Source organism: Halegenticoccus tardaugens (assembly GCF_004116405.1).
Lineage (GTDB): Archaea > Halobacteriota > Halobacteria > Halobacteriales > Haloferacaceae > Halegenticoccus > Halegenticoccus tardaugens.
In genome coordinates, this window is sequence record NZ_SDIC01000005.1 from 41,321 (window position 1) to 56,978 (window position 15,658).

At 58.5% G+C, this 15,658-nt stretch carries 15 protein-coding genes and 1 pseudogene; 7 read left to right on the plus strand and 9 right to left on the minus strand.

Features of this window, described 5'->3' with window-relative positions:
• Window positions 1-78: 78 nt before the first annotated feature.
• Window positions 79-362, plus strand: a pseudogene (locus C3L37_RS25570) (NAD-dependent epimerase/dehydratase family protein); the annotation flags it as partial.
• A 164-nt stretch (window positions 363-526) separates the two neighbouring features.
• Here C3L37_RS25570 and C3L37_RS24905 read toward each other — a convergent pair.
• From C3L37_RS24905 to C3L37_RS14330, 5 genes are all read right to left on the minus strand, one after another.
• A complete protein-coding gene (locus C3L37_RS24905; protein WP_228546244.1) occupies window positions 527-838 on the minus strand; it encodes a hypothetical protein in 312 nt (103 codons plus the stop codon).
• Between the two features lie 136 nt (window positions 839-974).
• On the minus strand, window positions 975-1,337 hold the full coding sequence (locus C3L37_RS25575; protein WP_323740468.1) for an NAD-dependent epimerase/dehydratase family protein: 363 nt from the start codon (window positions 1,335-1,337) through the stop codon (window positions 975-977).
• 3 nt (window positions 1,338-1,340) lie between these two features.
• Window positions 1,341-2,951, minus strand: coding sequence for a family 4 glycosyl hydrolase (locus tag C3L37_RS14320; protein WP_129115309.1), 1,611 nt, complete (start codon window positions 2,949-2,951; stop codon window positions 1,341-1,343).
• A 54-nt stretch (window positions 2,952-3,005) separates the two neighbouring features.
• Complete coding sequence (locus C3L37_RS14325) at window positions 3,006-4,484, minus strand: family 4 glycosyl hydrolase (protein ID WP_129115310.1); 1,479 nt, start codon at window positions 4,482-4,484, stop codon at window positions 3,006-3,008.
• A gap of 149 nt (window positions 4,485-4,633) precedes the next feature.
• On the minus strand, window positions 4,634-5,791 hold the full coding sequence (locus tag C3L37_RS14330) for an ABC transporter ATP-binding protein (protein ID WP_129115311.1): 1,158 nt from the start codon (window positions 5,789-5,791) through the stop codon (window positions 4,634-4,636).
• Between the two features lie 120 nt (window positions 5,792-5,911).
• Here C3L37_RS14330 and C3L37_RS14335 point away from each other — a divergent pair, with 120 nt between their 5' ends.
• From C3L37_RS14335 to C3L37_RS14345, 3 genes are all read left to right on the plus strand, one after another.
• The gene (locus C3L37_RS14335; RefSeq protein ID WP_228546245.1) at window positions 5,912-6,850 is read left to right on the plus strand and encodes a carbohydrate ABC transporter permease; all 939 of its coding nucleotides are present in this window, start codon (window positions 5,912-5,914) and stop codon (window positions 6,848-6,850) included.
• Between the two features lie 81 nt (window positions 6,851-6,931).
• Entirely contained in the window at window positions 6,932-7,855 is a 924-nt protein-coding gene (locus tag C3L37_RS14340; protein WP_129115313.1) for a carbohydrate ABC transporter permease, read from the plus strand.
• A gap of 131 nt (window positions 7,856-7,986) precedes the next feature.
• Window positions 7,987-9,309, plus strand: coding sequence for a sugar ABC transporter substrate-binding protein (locus C3L37_RS14345; RefSeq protein ID WP_164974757.1), 1,323 nt, complete (start codon window positions 7,987-7,989; stop codon window positions 9,307-9,309).
• 262 nt (window positions 9,310-9,571) lie between these two features.
• Here C3L37_RS14345 and C3L37_RS25780 read toward each other — a convergent pair whose 3' ends face one another.
• The gene (locus C3L37_RS25780; RefSeq protein ID WP_394345799.1) at window positions 9,572-9,814 is read right to left on the minus strand and encodes an aldo/keto reductase; all 243 of its coding nucleotides are present in this window, start codon (window positions 9,812-9,814) and stop codon (window positions 9,572-9,574) included.
• A 258-nt stretch (window positions 9,815-10,072) separates the two neighbouring features.
• Between C3L37_RS25780 and C3L37_RS14355 the strand changes: the two genes are divergently transcribed.
• Entirely contained in the window at window positions 10,073-10,519 is a 447-nt protein-coding gene (locus C3L37_RS14355; protein WP_129115315.1) for a hypothetical protein, read from the plus strand.
• A gap of 167 nt (window positions 10,520-10,686) precedes the next feature.
• Window positions 10,687-11,619 (plus strand): dihydrodipicolinate synthase family protein, encoded by a 933-nt coding sequence (locus C3L37_RS14360; RefSeq protein WP_129115316.1) that lies wholly within the window; start codon window positions 10,687-10,689, stop codon window positions 11,617-11,619.
• Between the two features lie 118 nt (window positions 11,620-11,737).
• On the opposite strand, the gene C3L37_RS14365 is transcribed toward C3L37_RS14360, so the two are convergent.
• Both C3L37_RS14365 and C3L37_RS14370 read right to left on the minus strand, forming a co-directional pair.
• Window positions 11,738-13,036, minus strand: coding sequence for an RNA-guided endonuclease InsQ/TnpB family protein (locus C3L37_RS14365; protein ID WP_129115317.1), 1,299 nt, complete (start codon window positions 13,034-13,036; stop codon window positions 11,738-11,740).
• Between the two features lie 9 nt (window positions 13,037-13,045).
• Window positions 13,046-13,189 carry a DUF2080 family transposase-associated protein gene (locus tag C3L37_RS14370; protein ID WP_129115318.1) on the minus strand — a complete coding sequence of 48 codons (144 nt, stop codon included), beginning with the start codon at window positions 13,187-13,189 and terminating at the stop codon, window positions 13,046-13,048.
• Window positions 13,190-13,387: 198 nt separating this feature from the next.
• Between C3L37_RS14370 and C3L37_RS14375 the strand changes: the two genes are divergently transcribed.
• Window positions 13,388-14,542, plus strand: coding sequence for a mandelate racemase/muconate lactonizing enzyme family protein (locus tag C3L37_RS14375; protein WP_129115319.1), 1,155 nt, complete (start codon window positions 13,388-13,390; stop codon window positions 14,540-14,542).
• 118 nt (window positions 14,543-14,660) lie between these two features.
• Here the strand turns inward: C3L37_RS14375 and C3L37_RS14380 are convergent, their stop codons facing one another.
• Window positions 14,661-15,335 (minus strand): carbohydrate-binding family 9-like protein, encoded by a 675-nt coding sequence (locus tag C3L37_RS14380; protein WP_129115320.1) that lies wholly within the window; start codon window positions 15,333-15,335, stop codon window positions 14,661-14,663.
• Between the last annotated feature and the right edge of the window lie 323 nt (window positions 15,336-15,658).

Sequence of the window (15,658 nt, forward strand, 5' to 3'; positions counted from 1 at the left end):
GGAATCGCGCTCATCGATCACTTTCACAACGACGTCCACTACGACTTCACGTACCAAAACCGGTCAGACCGACCGGTCGATCACCCGTACGGCGACGCCGAGCGCGGCGTCGATAGGGGGAATTTCGAACGCGGCAGCGCCGAGTAAATGAGACCGCGGCCCGGATGAAGGCGATGTGGCAGTCCCGACGCATCTTCGCCCACCAAATCGACTGCTGTCTCTGCGAGGAGAGCGTTGAGTTCGGTATCTTCAGCGGCGTGAGCGACAACCGGCGACGCTGGTTTGACATCGAACAGGCTCACACGAAAATTGGCTACAACTCACGTGACGACGGCGACGAGTGGAACTCCCCGCCTGACTGATGGCCTCAACATATTGTTAGACGTGGCGTGGTAACATTTTCGTCGGTCGCTGTTCGCCACGAATGGTCCGGTTCCCACCCTAGCACAACCTTCGCCTTCTCGTTTGAGAAGGGGATTCTTCACCCGACAGGTCGCACTGTTCTGGGAGATGGCCGAACCACTCCTTAACGGCGTCGCAGGTCGGTCGGCTGAGGTAATTTTCGTCCGCCACGAACAATAAACGGTTCGTGTCCGATCACCTTGGCGTCGACTGTTCGTTCGATCACCTGAGCGACATCTCGGCCGTCGACGTACGACCAGGAGTTGCCGACCCCACCGCTCAAGGCATCGGCCCCAGCTCCCACAGAGTACTTCCCGGAATACTGGATGTTCGAGATTCGAAGCGAGGTCACGGAAACGTCGTACTTCCGAGCCACCATCGCTGCGAGTTCCTCCCCGAGCACCTTCGAAACGCCATAGGGGTCCTCAGATTCCATCGGATGTCTTCGTCGATGGGTAGGTAGTCAGGAAGCCGCGGGTCGGCGGTAAAGGGGAAGCCGTAGGCGCTCTCACTTGACGCCCACGCGATGGGAATTCCGTCACGACCGGCGCTCGTAAGGACGTTGTAGGCGCTTATGAGTCGTTTTCGAGGACGCGAGGCCCTGCGTACACCTCGGGGTTGGGGATTGCCGCCAGATGGATGACGTGATCCGGTGCGGACTCTTGGGTAATGGCTCGCGTCTCACCGGCGTTCGCGAGGTCACCCGCACGGAACGTGACGCCTGGGCGGGGCGTTTCCCCGAATCCTGAATGGTCGGCGTCGACGCACGTTACGTCCCACCCCGCCTCGATAAAATGATCGACCGTCCAGCGTCCGAGCCTCCCTAAACCGCCGTCACAAGGACATTCCTCATATATCGCGAGAGTGTTCGAGAGGACTTCGAATAAAGGTTGGCGACGCCGTCGGCAGTAACCACATACAAAGCGACGGACGATCTATTACAACGAAATCCGGTCCGACTCGGCAAGCACGTCGGCTTCTTCGAGGTTCCAATCACTGAAGAACTGCCGTTCTGCGTCGATAAGTTCGGCGAACAGATCGCGGGCCACGTCGACCTGTAGCGTCTTGACCTGCGGATCGTTCAGATAGCCCTGGAAGGCCCGGTCAACATCGTAACCGTCGAAGGCCGCCTCAATGATGGTCTCCTGATTGTGGACGTGGGTCATGATCTGCGCGTGGACCGGACGGGGGAGGCGACCGGAAACGAGCGGTTTTATGTCGTTTTCCCCGAGCAGCGCATTTGTCTCTACCACTGCATCCTCGGGCACGTCGAGCATCTGTCCCTTGTTGGGAAGGTTTACGTGTGTCTCGAACGTCTTCACTCCGCTCAGCGCCTGCAGAACGTCTACGATGACTTCACCAGACGACTCGAACTCGTAGTCAGCCTCGCCGGCCATGTACTGGTCGACTCGCTCGGGGTTTTCATTCCATGGCGAGGTCAACTTGAGACTGTCGAGGGCGTGGAGTATGTCCCTCGCCACCGTATCATCGTCGGCGAGTGCACCATCGTCGAGGTAGCGGTCGAGTTCATCACGACTGAGCGCCCCGTCCCATCGGCTGATGCGGTACTCACTGGTTGTTCGCTTCACGCCCCAGCGCAGGAGATCCTCGGGCATTTCGCCGTTGAGGAACCAGGTGGCGTATTCGACGAGGTGACGGTCACCGGCAGCGGGAAGGACGCCGAACTGGTCATACAGCTCGTACGTCACCTGATTATTGTCGACGAACCCTGACTCGCCGTCCATCTCCCCTGGAGTGTACGTTCGGCGCACGTCCGGTTGGTCCATGTGGTGTTCGACGAGTGGCAGGAGATCCTGTCCCTTCCACCGCGCCTCGTCGACCCACGTGAAGTGGTTAATACCCTTCACGTTCACGTCGATGTCGTCGCGTCTCACGTCCTCGATACCGTGATACTCCGCAACAAGCGACGCGAGGAGTGACTGGAGGTGAAACACTTCGTGACAGAACCCTATCGCCTTTATCTCCGGGAACTCCTCGTAGAGCGTCCGAGTGACAAACGTCATGGGGTTCGTGTAGTTGAGTACCCACGCTTCAGGGCAGTGCTCGCGGACGGCCGCCGCGATGTCGCGGTATGGGGGGATCGTTCGCATTGCGCGCATGATACCGCCCGGTCCGATAGTGGCCGCGACCGCTTGGTAGATGCCGTATCGCTTCGGGATTTCGAGGTCGTATCTGAACGTATCCTTCGTCGGAAACTGTGTCGAGAGGATGACGAAGTCAGCCCCACTGAGAGCCGCCGCACGATCATCGGTGGCGGTATAGGTCCAGTTTCCGACAGCACCGTCGTGTTCTTGAATCCAGTTGCCGAAGCGCTCGTTGCGACGCGCGCTATCGATATCGATGTCGTACAGGACGACTTCGCCGCCAAGACGGGGCGTCTGTGCGAGGTCGTTGATGAGTTCCAGTGCCCACAACCGACTTCCGCCGCCGATATATCCGATTTTGAGGTTCTCCGGGTCGACCGCACCGTCGGTAGTCAACTCGGCACGTCGTTCACTCTCTGGTGTTGCTAGCTCTTCTGTTGCCATTACTCGTCTACCTGCGTGGGTTCGAGTAACATTAACATTGGGTTCTCGGAAACGTCATTCGAGCACGATCGCATCGGCGAGGTTCCAGTGGTCAGTGAGGTAGGGTTCGACAGCTGCGACCAGCTCGGAAAATAGCGCACGAGCCCGGTCGGGCTGGAGTGTCACGAGTGGATCGTTCAGGAATGCTCGGAAGGCGAGATCGACGTCGCCAGCGAACGCCGCGTCGACCAGTGTCTTCTGGTTGGAGACGTGGGTCAGGATGAGAGAACGTACCTGTGGAGGGAGCGTGTCGGCTTCTAGGGGGCGGATTTCATTGGTTTCGACCAGCGCGTTGGTCTCCACGACAGCGCCATCGGGCAGATCGGGTATCTGCCCTCGGTTCGGGAGGTTGACGTTCGTCTTCAAGCTCCCGAGTCCGAGCAGGGCTCGCATGATGTCGACGCCTTCCTCACCTGACTCGAAGAACTCGAACGGCTCTTCGCCGGTCATCGGTTGGCGGAACTTCGCCAGCGCATCCTCCTGGCGGTTCCGCCTATACTCGCTTGGCGTCAGGCGGACGCCCCAGCGCTGTACCTGGGCAGGGTCGTCGACATTGAGGAACCACGGTGCGAACTCCATAAGGTGGCGGTCACCCGCTGCGGGAAAAGTCGCCGCTGACGTCGCCGTCGGGCGGCCGAACCGTCGGTAGAGTTCATACGCGACGAGCTGGTTGTCCACGAACCACGACTCGCCGTCCAGATCGCCGGGGTCGAACGACCGCTTGGCGATCGTCTCCTGGAGGTGGCGTTCGACAAGTGGCAGGAGGTCTTCGCCGCGCCACGTGGCCGAATCTACCCACGTGAAGTGGTTGATTCCCTTGACGTTGATCTCGATGTCGCGCCGTGGTGGCTGCTCAACGTTGCGGTAGCGGACGACGAGTGAAGCGAGATGCTCCTGCCCATGGAAGACTTCGTGACACAGGCCGATCGCCTTCACATCCGGGAACTCCTCGTATAGCGACTGGGTACACACCGTCATGGGGTTGGTGTAATTGAGCACCCATGCCTCAGGGCAGTGCTCACGGACGGCTGCCGCAATGTCACGGTAGACAGGAATTGTTCGCATCGCACGAACGATTCCACCAGGGCCGACCGTGTCGCCGACTGTTTGATGGATGCCGTACTCTGCAGGGATGTCGAGTTCGTGGGCAAAGGTCTCGTCTGGCGGGTCCTGCGTGGAGAGGACGACAAAATCGGCGTCGACAAGTGCCGTCTCTCGGTCCTGAACGGCGGTGTAGGTCCAGTCCCCAACCGCATCACTGCGCTCTTGAACCCAGTTACCGAATCGCTCGTTCCGTTTCGCGCCTTCATAATCAACGTCATAGAGCGCGACCTCGCCCGATATATCAGAACATTGTGCGAGGTCGTTGATGAGCGTATACGCCCACCCTCGGCTCCCGCCGCCAATGTAGCCGATTTTAACGTGCTCGTCCGTCGTTAGCCGCTCTGAGGCGACGGCACCGCTAGTCTTGTTACCGATTTCGTCGGTCTGCATGCCAAGGGATGCGAAAGAATCGCACATGACCGCTAGTGAACCGGAAATCGGTGCCGGAATACGTCGCCGAGGGGACTCACCCGGTCGATGTGCGCGGGACGAAAGTGAGGTGGCGACGCGGAGACAGGCGTGACGAGCGTCGAGATAGACTAGTCGCCGGCGGCTTCCCTCTGATCGGGGGCGAAGTCGAGTCCATCGATAGTCTCTTCTTCGACGTCGGGATTGTGCAGCGCATCGCCAGTCTCGCCGTCGAACAGGTGAATTCGCTTCACAGGGACGCGGATGGCGACTCGCTGCCCATCGCTCGCGTAGCGGGTTCCGGGCACTTCGACGATGCGTTCTTCGTCGTCGACATCGACGTAGACGTAGTTAATAGAGCCGAGCGGTTCGACGACGTTGACCGTTCCAGAGACGGTATGTGGTCCGGGATCGTCGACGATGTCGGCGTTCTCCGGCCGGATTCCCAAAACGATCCTTTGGGCTTCCCCGACGTCTGTCAGAAGATCCTCCGAGAGGGGGTAATCGAGTCCGCTTCCGACGAGGCGGTCCCCCTCGCGGCGGGCCTCGAAGAAGTTCATCGAGGGCTCGCCGATGAATCCAGCGACGAACTGGTTTGCCGGACTGTGATAACACTCGAGCGGCGTCCCCAGCTGCTGGAGTTCGCCCTTGTTGAGGATGGCGATGCGGTCGCCCATCGTCATTGCCTCCGTCTGGTCGTGCGTGACGTACACAGTCGTGATTCCGAGGTCCTGCTGGAGTTCCTTTATTTCCGTTCGCATGTGCGCGCGGAGCTTCGCATCGAGGTTGGAGAGCGGTTCATCGAGCAGGAACACCTGCGGTTCGCGGACGATAGCTCGTCCAAGCGCGACGCGCTGTTGTTGGCCGCCGGAGAGTTCGCTCGGCTTATCGGCGAGAAGGTCCTCGATACCCATCATCGACGCCACACGCTCGACCCGGGCGCTGATCTCCGACGCCGACAGATCCGTCGTCATCTTCAGTCCGAACGACATGTTCTGTCGCGCGGTCATATGGGGGTAGAGCGCATAGTTCTGAAATACCATGGCGATGTCTCGGTCCTTCGGTTCTTGTTTGTTGACCACCTCGTCACCGATACGGATGTTTCCGCTCGTCGGTGATTCGAGCCCCGCGATGCTACGGAGCGTCGTCGACTTTCCACACCCGGACGGGCCGACGAGAACGAGAAAGTTTCCTTCGTCAAGCTCGATGTCCAATTCCTCGACCCCGACTACCGGGTTGGAGTGGGCGTTGTATATCTTCGTGAGATGCTCTAGTTGTAAGGTCGCCATCTCTGATTATGTGTACTGCCAACGTCTGACTAATAGGTTTCCCTCCAGTGGTCGAAACTGATCGGTTACTCTGTTGCCCGGCGCACACGGTGCACGGCGAAGGATTTAAGCATGACATGCGTGAACGCGCCTGTAATGTCTTCCGCACAAGCGGCATGGCAAGAGAAAGCAAACCGGTTCCTCGACGAGGCCGATTGGTACACTCGTGAGACGTGGGTCGGATATGGGCTCGTCGCCCCGGCGACCGCGTTGATGCTCTTCATCATCGTCTATCCGACGCTCCAGGCGATCTGGATCAGTTTCCACCAGCGGTCGTTTCTCACTCCAGAAGAATCAACGTGGGTCGGCCTCGCGAACTACGGGCAGTTGCTCGAAGATCCAGTGTTCTCGACGGCGTTCATCCACACAGTGATATTCACCGTCGGAGCCGTCGGAGCGATGTACCTCCTTGGACTTGGACTCGCGTTACTGTTGCGGCACAACCTCCCTGGCCTCGGTCTCCTTCGCAGTCTCTCGATGGTCCCGTGGGTGATTCCACCGGTTGTCATCGTCATCATCTGGTCGTGGATGCTTCAGGTCGATTATGGACTGGTCAATCTCATCCTGGTTCAGTTTGGCGGTCCGAACAAGTCTTGGTTCGGCGACATTAACCTGGCGCTCCCGCTGGTGATGATGCTCCGAGTCTGGAAAGACACTCCGTTCGTCGCTATTGCGCTGCTCGCGAGCATGCAGTCGATTCCAGAGGAATATTACGAGGCTGCGCGGATAGACGGGGCCGGAAGTCTCGAACAGTTCCGCTACATCACGCTCCCGAACATTTCTTACATCTCGATGGTGATGATCGTCATCGAGGTCATCGCGGCGTTCAACTCATTTCAGATGATCTATATCGCAACGGGTGGTGGCCCGGTGAACGCGACGGAGGTTCTCGGGACGTACGTGTACGAACAGGCGTTCGGCCAATACGTGCTCGGCTATGCGTCGGCCATCGGTGTGGTGATGCTCGGCTTGCTCACAATCTTCACTGCGGTCTACATCAAACTGGAGAACACCTCATGAACCACATGTACCTTCAAATCGAAATCCGGCCCACGTACCATCCGCTGACCACCAGCGCGTCCTGCGCAACGGAGCGTGCCCATGGCAAGTGATACAGCGCCGGAACTCACTCCGGATACGCCTGGACGGTTCCGTAAGTACCTAAACGTCGAGCAGTACGTAGACGAGACCACCAGCCCTCGACGGGCACTCTTGGTGTATGGACTCCTCTTTCTGTACTTCGTCTGGTTCCTCGTGCCGGTCATCTGGCTTGCCCTCTCGACTATCAAATCGGGAGAGATTATTCAGGCGAACCGGCTTATTATCATTCCACCGGCGGAGTACTTCACCCTACAGCATTACGAACAGGTGTTGTCGAACCCACAGTTCATCCAGCTGTTCGTCAATTCGACGATCATCGCTCTCGGCACCGTCGCCCTGACGCTGTCCGTCAGTATCCTCGGCGCATACTCGTTAAGTCGGTTCTCCTACCCCGGTCGCGCGACGATACTCGTGAGCTTCATGGCGACGAAGATGCTCCCGCCGGCGCTCATCATCATCCCGTTCTTCCTCATGATGTACTCGTACACCCTCGTCAACACGTATATAGGGATAATTCTCGCACATTCCATCCGAGCGTTGCCGCTTGCGCTGTGGCTCTTAAAGGGCTTTTTCGACGACATCCCACGGGCACTTGATGAATCCGCACGTATCGACGGCTGTTCGCACCTCCAGACGCTTGCCTATATCATCATTCCCCTCGCTCTCCCGGGGATTGCAGTTGCGGCGTTCTACACGTTCGTTACCTCTTGGAACGATTTCCTCTTCGTTTCCGTGCTCTCGCAGAGCGGCGCGACACGCACCCTCCCGTTCGGTCTCTTCATGTTCCAGAGTCAAAACAGCATCAACTGGGGTGCGACCATCACCGCGGCGACCATCACTGCGGTTCCCTCCATCGTGTTGTTCGCCCTAGTGCAAAACGAAATCGTCGAGGGACTCGCCAGCGGCGGAATGCACGGTGAATAGCGAGTTCCGACGCATCTTTCGTTCGAATGAGCACGAGGAGCACCGACAGTCGTGAGCAGTGTTGACCTCTCAAATCATCACATCTGAACGACATAATGTTTATATATGTATAACGTATGGTTGGAGTTAGCATGGAGAGAGATAGCTACAGTCGACGCCAGTACATACAGTTCGCAACCGCACTCGCCGCTGGTGGACTTGCCGGTTGTACCGGTACCGGTAAAGACAACCAGTCCGGCGGAAACAACGGTGATTCCAGCAACAAGGGTATTACGGTCTGGACCGACGCGTGGGACTCACAGGTGAGTGATCTGCAGAATCACATCAAGGAGAAGGCCGGGGTGGAAGTTACCTTCACTGACATGCGGTACGACGGCATAAAACAGAAGTTCTTGACGGGTGCGAAGACAGGTACTCCGGATGTCGTCGAGGCCACGCCAAACCACCGAGGCGACTACGTGACGGCTGACCTCATCGAACCGTTAACAGACCGTGTCAACGAACTCGATTACGCGGACAAATACGCGGGTCTCGACACGATGAAGTACGAAGGGGAGATCTGGGCGCTTCCGTACATCGGAAACGGCCGCGGCTTCGTTTACCGGAAGGATATCGCAGAGGAGTACGGTGGGATTCCGGACGATTGGTCTAAATTTATCGAGATGGCATCTGAGATTACAAGAAGTGAAGATGGCATGTACGGCTTTACCCTGACCACTGAGAAGGGCAACTCTCGGACGCTCCAGGAGTTCTTCTCGTTCCTCTTCCAGCGAGTCGACACCATCTTCGAACCGAAGGATGACGGGTGGGAGTTGGTTGCTAGCCCACAGGACATGGGTCAAGTGTTCAAACAGTACTACTGGGATCCGTTCTACGCGACCGATCCGCCGGCCACGAACCCCAATGCGCGTGGTATCGGGTCACTCGAACACGACATTTCGTACATGAATGGAGACTATTTCGCCATCTCGACCGGTCCGTGGCTCCCTGGCGTATTAGAGGGGTCAGATAATGCGAACGCGGGGGCGATGGAGAACTACCGTGCGAGCACCGTGACACACAACCCACGTATCGAGGGGGGTGAAAAAGGGACATTCAGGGAGGTGAAGCCAATCTTCATGAACAAGCACTCCCAAAACAAGGATGCAGCGTGGGAGGCGATCAAAGCGGGTACCAGTCCCGAAGGTATCGAGATGTTCCTCAAGAGTGACCCTGGCAACCAGCCGGCGCACAAAGACATTGAGTGGAAGGGACCAGAAGAGACCGAAAATCCCGACTGGGCAGGATTCAACGACGTTTTCAAGACGGGCAAATCCTACGGCTTTTGGAGCGTGAGTAAGGTTGAGGACTCCTTCTATGATCTCAGTCAGGCCGTCGTCTACGACAAAACCGACCCGATGGAAGCTGGCAAGCAGTTGCACGAGCAGTGGTCTCAAATGTCCGACCAACTCTGAGACGGACCCGACAGCGCTCCCAACACCGTTTTCCGGCCACTAAAAACCCCAGAGACCGCCCATACTGGAGCGCCGCTCGTGAGGCATCCCAAAGTGCTCCTGCTGACGCTCGAATCTTTCGAGGCCCCGACATCACTGGTCCAGAGCGCTGTCGCTAGCCGATACGTGGCCATCATGCTTGCACCGAGTTGTTGACCTTCCCCTCGTGAACCAGATCGTCGAAAGTCGCAAGCGTCTCACGAATGGGCGTGTACTCGTCCCATCAGTGGATATAGTAGAGGTTGAGGTAGTCAGTCCTGAATCGGTCGAGGTTTCTTCGATTTGGGCTCAGATGTGTTTCCGAGAGAGACCCTGGCCCATTGGGACCTTTGCTGTCCATCTCTCCATACACCTTCGGGGTGAGAACGAACTGCTCTCGGTCATGGTCGACGAGCCACTTCCCGATGTATCGTTCGCTCTCGCCGAGGGGCGACCCGCAAACGTTCGCGGTGTCAATAAAGTTGATGTCGTGCTCCTACCGTATCGAGAAGAGCGTGAGCCGTCGTACGGTCGGTCTCACCCACGCCGTTCGATCCCTTTGTGAAACGCCAGGTACCGAGACACAGTCAGGACACTGTGGTCCCGGTAGACCCTAGGGTGGGGTACTCCATGGCTGCCCGATTTCGCTGTCAGCGTAAAAGCGCGGACGGTGGCAACAGAACCAAACAGGGATGGAGGCGCCCGAGAGGGAACTAATTTAGGCCCGTGCTGTGAGACCATGCCCATGGAAAAACAACCCCGAAATCCGAGCGTCACGGGGCGTGCCCGCACTGGACGCAGGTACTGGTACGTTCTCGCCGGACAGGTTGTCAACGGGGTAGTGGTAACAGTCTACCTCAGTTTCGCCGCAGCGCGGCTGGTAGTCGCTCCGTCGGACCTCCTGACGGGGGTCGTGCTCTCCTTGGCCAGCTTGCTCAGCGTGGCTGTGTACCCGTCGCTTTTCAAGGACGCCATATATGTCAACCGGGAGCACGTCGATTGGGCACCGCGTTGGTGGCAGTACGTCGGTGTCGGTATTGGCGTCACGTTCTTCGCGTACCTCGTGATCCAAACCGTCGGGCGTGACGAAACGCTCGCACCGGTGGCGCTACTTTTCGTCCTTGTTGCCGTCTCGTCGGTTATCTCCGCCGTCTATCTATACAGACGACATCATGCCGTTGGCGCCCCGTGAACTACCTTGGAGTCGTGTCACGTGGCATCTGCTTTGTATTTCTGTGAACGCTGTGGTCCCTGACCAAGATGTAGCCTCGATATGCGGCGTCAAGAGCTGAGCAGACAAGAGCCGAGAGTCTTGAAGCGTGCGGAGGATTTATTAGCACTGCCTTAGGTCATGACTTCATGCAACGGCAGCCAGGGCCAACGCAGTTAGAGACCGGTCTGCGCAATGTCGCGACGGGGATTCTCACCCCGTTTAGTGAGGAAGACAAGGAGATACGCTACGACGCACTCCGTTCGAACGTGCAGTCTCTCTACGACGCTGGCGTCCGAACCTTCCTCGCTTGTGCGAACATCAGCGAGTACCACTCCCTCTCACACGAAGAGCGCATCATGGTCACCGAGGAGAGCGTCGATGCGCTGGCGGACGATGCATGCGTTCTCGCGGGTGCAGGAGGGAGCCTGAAGACGGCTACCCGACTTGTCGAGGCGTTCGAGCGCGTCGGCGTCGATGGCATCATGGTTATACCGCCGATGCACGCGTACAAACACGAGCAGGGGCTCTTGCGGTACTACCGCGAACTGGCGCAGGTGTCCGATACGGGAGTTCTCCCCTACATTCGTGGGTTCTCCCCGTCCGTTGAATTCCTCGCGGCGCTGACGCGTATCGACAACGTGGCCGGAATCAAGTATGCACTGGACGACATCGTAACGTTCCGCGAGGCAATCTCCGCGGGTGATACCGATGTGATCTGGGTGGCGGTCACAGAGACGCTCGCTCCCGAGTTCTATATGGAAGGCGCGGAGGGCTTTACAGCCGGTGTCAGTAACTTTCGCCCTGAAATCGGCCTCTCCCTCATGGAGGCGCTCGAAGCAGGCGACTACGAGCGCGCGAAGGAGATCCGCGATATAACGCTCGAGTATCAGCGGTTTAGGACCGAACGCGGGCAAAATAATACCTTCGACGGAGCTATCAGCATCCCGGCGGTCAAGTACGGCCTCGAACTCGCCGGATTCACTGGTGGTGTGGTCAGACCACCGCTGGTCGAACTCTCGCAGGAGGACAGAGCGCGAGCCGAGGAGATGTACCACCGTATCGAAACGGCCGACGTCTGATGAGTCCGAGCAATCGTGATGTCAGAGTTAGCATTCGCTGGGTGCAGCGGACGGTGGGGCCCGCTGGTACGGGAATATATCGTGATAGAGTCGAGGAGGGATTAATATGGAAGTTCGTTCAGTGAGCTACCCCACCCTCCCGCTCGCCTGACGGCTCGCGCTTGAGGGGAGGGCTTCCTGTTTCCACGACGCGCTTTGCAGATACGGACGTATCCACAGGGAGCGCAGTCTCCACAGGCGTTCGAAAATCGCTACGCGATTTTCGCAGCCCATCAGAATCGCACCGCGATTCTAAGGACGTTGATTCGGAGTGTCCCACTCCTATCTGCTTGATACCGCGAGAAAGAATGTTCCACGCCGCGTTCGCGTCTCTATCCGCTTCAAACGCGCAGGCGGGGCAGGAGTGTTCACGGACCCACAACGGCTTCTTGGTTGAGACACCGCACGCCGCGCACTCTTTGGTCGTCTCTCTTGGGTTAACCGCGACGAAGTGCGTGCCTTCGCGTTCGCACTTGTAGTCGAGCATCCGAAGGAACGTCCCCCACGCCACCCCCACTCGGTTCCGCGAGTTGCCCGGTAGTTCGACCAATCCTTTCGCGTCCAAATCCTCGACCGCCACGAAGTCGTACTCCCGAGCGTAGTAGTTCGACAACTTGTGGAGGAAGTCACGACGCTTGTTCTTCAACTCGGCGTGACGCTCGGCCACGACCTTCTGCTGTTTCTCCCAATTCGCAGAGCCGTGTTCCTTCCGAGAGAGGTCGCGCTGTGCGCGTTCTAACCGCTCGCGTTCGTCGGACAGGTCAAGGGATTCGACGGCGATTCCATCGGTGTCGTGGACGTATTTGAGAATCCCCACGTCGATACCGACGTACTCCTCGGGATTCTCTGGTTTCTCGGGCGGGTCGTCAGGTGTCTCGACGCCGAGGATGGCGTACCACTTCCCGGTAGGTTCGCGTTTGACTGTGACGGTCTTTATCTCGGCGTCGTCTGAGAGGTCGCAGTGGAAGGTGATGGGTATTTCTCCGAGTTTCGAGAGCCACAGTTTTGTCCGACCGCTCGTGTTTTTGAGCTTGAAGCCGGATTGACTGTAGGTGAAACTGCGGTACTCGCCCGGTGCCTTCCACTTGAGCGTCCCGACACGGTAGCCGTTCTCTTTCCGTCCGCGAAGCGTCGAGAGGTTGTCGTACAGCCGTTGGACGACCTTTTGGAGAACCTTCGAGTGAACTTGTTTCAGGTCGGTCCACCACTTCTTGAGTCCCGGCAAGAGCTTCTGCTCGGAGTACGCTGAGGTGTCGCCGTTTCGGTTGAGTCGGTGGAGGAAGTGGTTGTAGACCTGTCTACAGGTATCGATAGTCCATGCTAACTGCTCTGCGAGGGCGTCGGACGGTCGGAGCCGATACCTGTAGTTGTAGTTCATCGGAAGGTGCTACTCGTCGGTAGATTCGGACGTGCGGACGACTTTCACGTCCGCTCCACACCACCGTTTCGGGACGAGGACGTGAGCACCGTTGCCGGTGGCTTTGGCCGTCCCGTCGATGACTTCGTGGCCTTCGATTTCGTGTCTGTCCATCACCTGTGTTTACACATTGTTTCAACTTAAAGGTGGCGGTGGGCCTGTGGACCGAGCGTCGAACGTGTTCGAGAACTGTGCGGCGTTGACGAGACGCTTCGCGTCTCGTTCGCGCACGAGAGCTTTGCTCTCGTGAACGCTGTCTCCCCTTCCCTACTCGTTTCGCTCGCTCGTTGAGGAAGGGACCTTAGCGCCTCAATTCAGGTAACGGCGATTCCGCTCTCCCATTCACTCGGCGAGGGGCGGGGGTTCGGTGGCTCACGAGGACTCACGCAGTTTCGGTCGGCCACGCTCGTCCGTCTCGAGACGGCCGACGGGACGGTCGGATGGGGGGAAGCACTCGCGCCGCCCCGGTCGGTCGCAACGGTCGTCGACGAAGTTCTTGCCGAGCGGGTCCGAGGTATGGACCCATACGACGTCGAGACGCTCACAGCCGACCTCTACGTCGACGAGTACCACTTTGGACGCGGTCCGCTCGTCCACAGCGCTGTGAGCGCCGTCGACATTGCGCTGTGGGACATCCTCGGGAAGGCGACCGGGAGATCGGTGTCCGATCTCCTTGGTACGTCCAGCGCGTCAGCATTCCTTAGCGACGACGACGACCCTACTGAGGTGGTTCCTTACGCCTCGACGATGTACGTGACCGAGTGGGGCGAAGATCCGGCTGAACCGATGCGAGCCGCGGCGGATGAGGGGTTCACTGCGGCGAAAATCAAGGTCGGGCGGAACGTCGCGGACGACGTGGAGCGCGTCGCCACCGCACGGGAAATACTCGGCGACGACGCACACCTCATGGTTGATTTCAACGGGAACTATCGCCCGAAGCAAGCCGCCGAGGCAGCGGCGGCATTGGAGCCGTACGGCATCACCTGGATAGAAGAGCCGGTTCCGCCGGAGAATCTCTCGGGGTACGCCGAGCTCAAGCGGTACACGACCATCCCGCTCGCAGCGGGGGAGGCGCACTTCAACCGATTCGAATTCAAGCGACTTATTGACGGTCGACACGTAGACATCGTCCAGCCGAACGTGACTCACTGCGGCGGCTTCTCCGAAGGACGGTTTATCGCGAAACTGGCGGCGACAGAGAACGTTACGGTGCTACCGCACGTCTGGAACGGTGGGGTTGGCCTCGCAGCGGCGCTCCACCTCGCCGCGAGCGTTCCGAGCTACCCGCACGCGGGGAGCCTCCCTGAGCACAAATTGTTCGAAGTCGACCGAAGCGAAAATCCCCTGCGGGAGGAACTCCTATCGGACCCGCTTGAGCCGACTGACGGTACCATCTCCGTTCCGCGCGGTCCGGGACTCGGCGTCGATGTCGACGAAGCGGCAATCGAGCGATATCGAATCGATTGAGGTGGCGTGCGCGCCCTTCGGTGGGGGCAAAGCCGAACGGTAACGACGGAAGGACGAGGTCCGATGGACGGCGCACCGCGATCCGGCTTCGGTACACTCAACGATGCGTCGCGGAAGACTACCCGAACCGAAGTCGTCCGAAATACTCCGGGCTGTGGAACTTCGGTTCGTGCGTTTCGACTGGGTTCCAGGTGACCTCCTGTGATGGCGTCTCGACGCCCGTACGGTGGAAGTTCGCTCGCCAGACGGACCCCATATCGGGCGTGAATGGAAGACCCGTAAGCGCATGCAGAATCGCGAACGGAATCTTGGCGGCAAGCCACCACGATTCGTCGTCCGTGGTCGGTCGGCGCGTGGGCCCCGGTTCGGATGTCGTTACCTGCATATCAGCAGCGAGAGATGGTGTCACAAGATCGCGGTCACGTCCGCGGGCCTGCCATCCCCGTTCCTGCCACGCGAGTTTGAACGTCCCGCAGCAGTTGGCTTCGAAGTTGAGGTAGTGGGTCGGGTGATAGTTGACAGGGGTAGCAAAAAACTCGACGCAACTATCTTCAAACGTCGGACCGTTCAATTCGGTAGTGGTCGCAGAGATGGACGTGTCCTCGACGTGAAACAGGAGATACAACGCCTCAGAGTCATAGAGTACTCTCGCCGTGGCTTCTCGTTTCGGACCTGATTCGTACCAGTTGAACTCATTGAGCGTGACGACGACAGCGTCTTCCCAGGGAGTACCGCCGATATCGCCGGTGAGCGGAACCGGTCGCTCGGTTCGCTTCACGTCGTAGGTCTTCATGCGTCAGTGCGGTAGTGCGGCCATATAGTAAACGCTTCGTCAGGCGGACGACGATAAGGGATAACGTTCAGTTTCCTCTTACGTTCTCGATATGGGAACACATGGTCTGGGAGCGGTGCTGACGGCGTCGCAGTCGTTCCCCAAACGCGAACGTATGGTAATCAGTTTGGGACTGAAGCGCATCTCCATTCTGTATGTTGGTATGCTCGCGCCACGCTGCCAAGTCAAGGCACCAACCGCGATAACCGGTTTACACACAGAGGGAGGTCCCGAACCGAGTTCGTCTAGCCACTGCAGCGAGGCAGACGAAACGGTTCAAACTG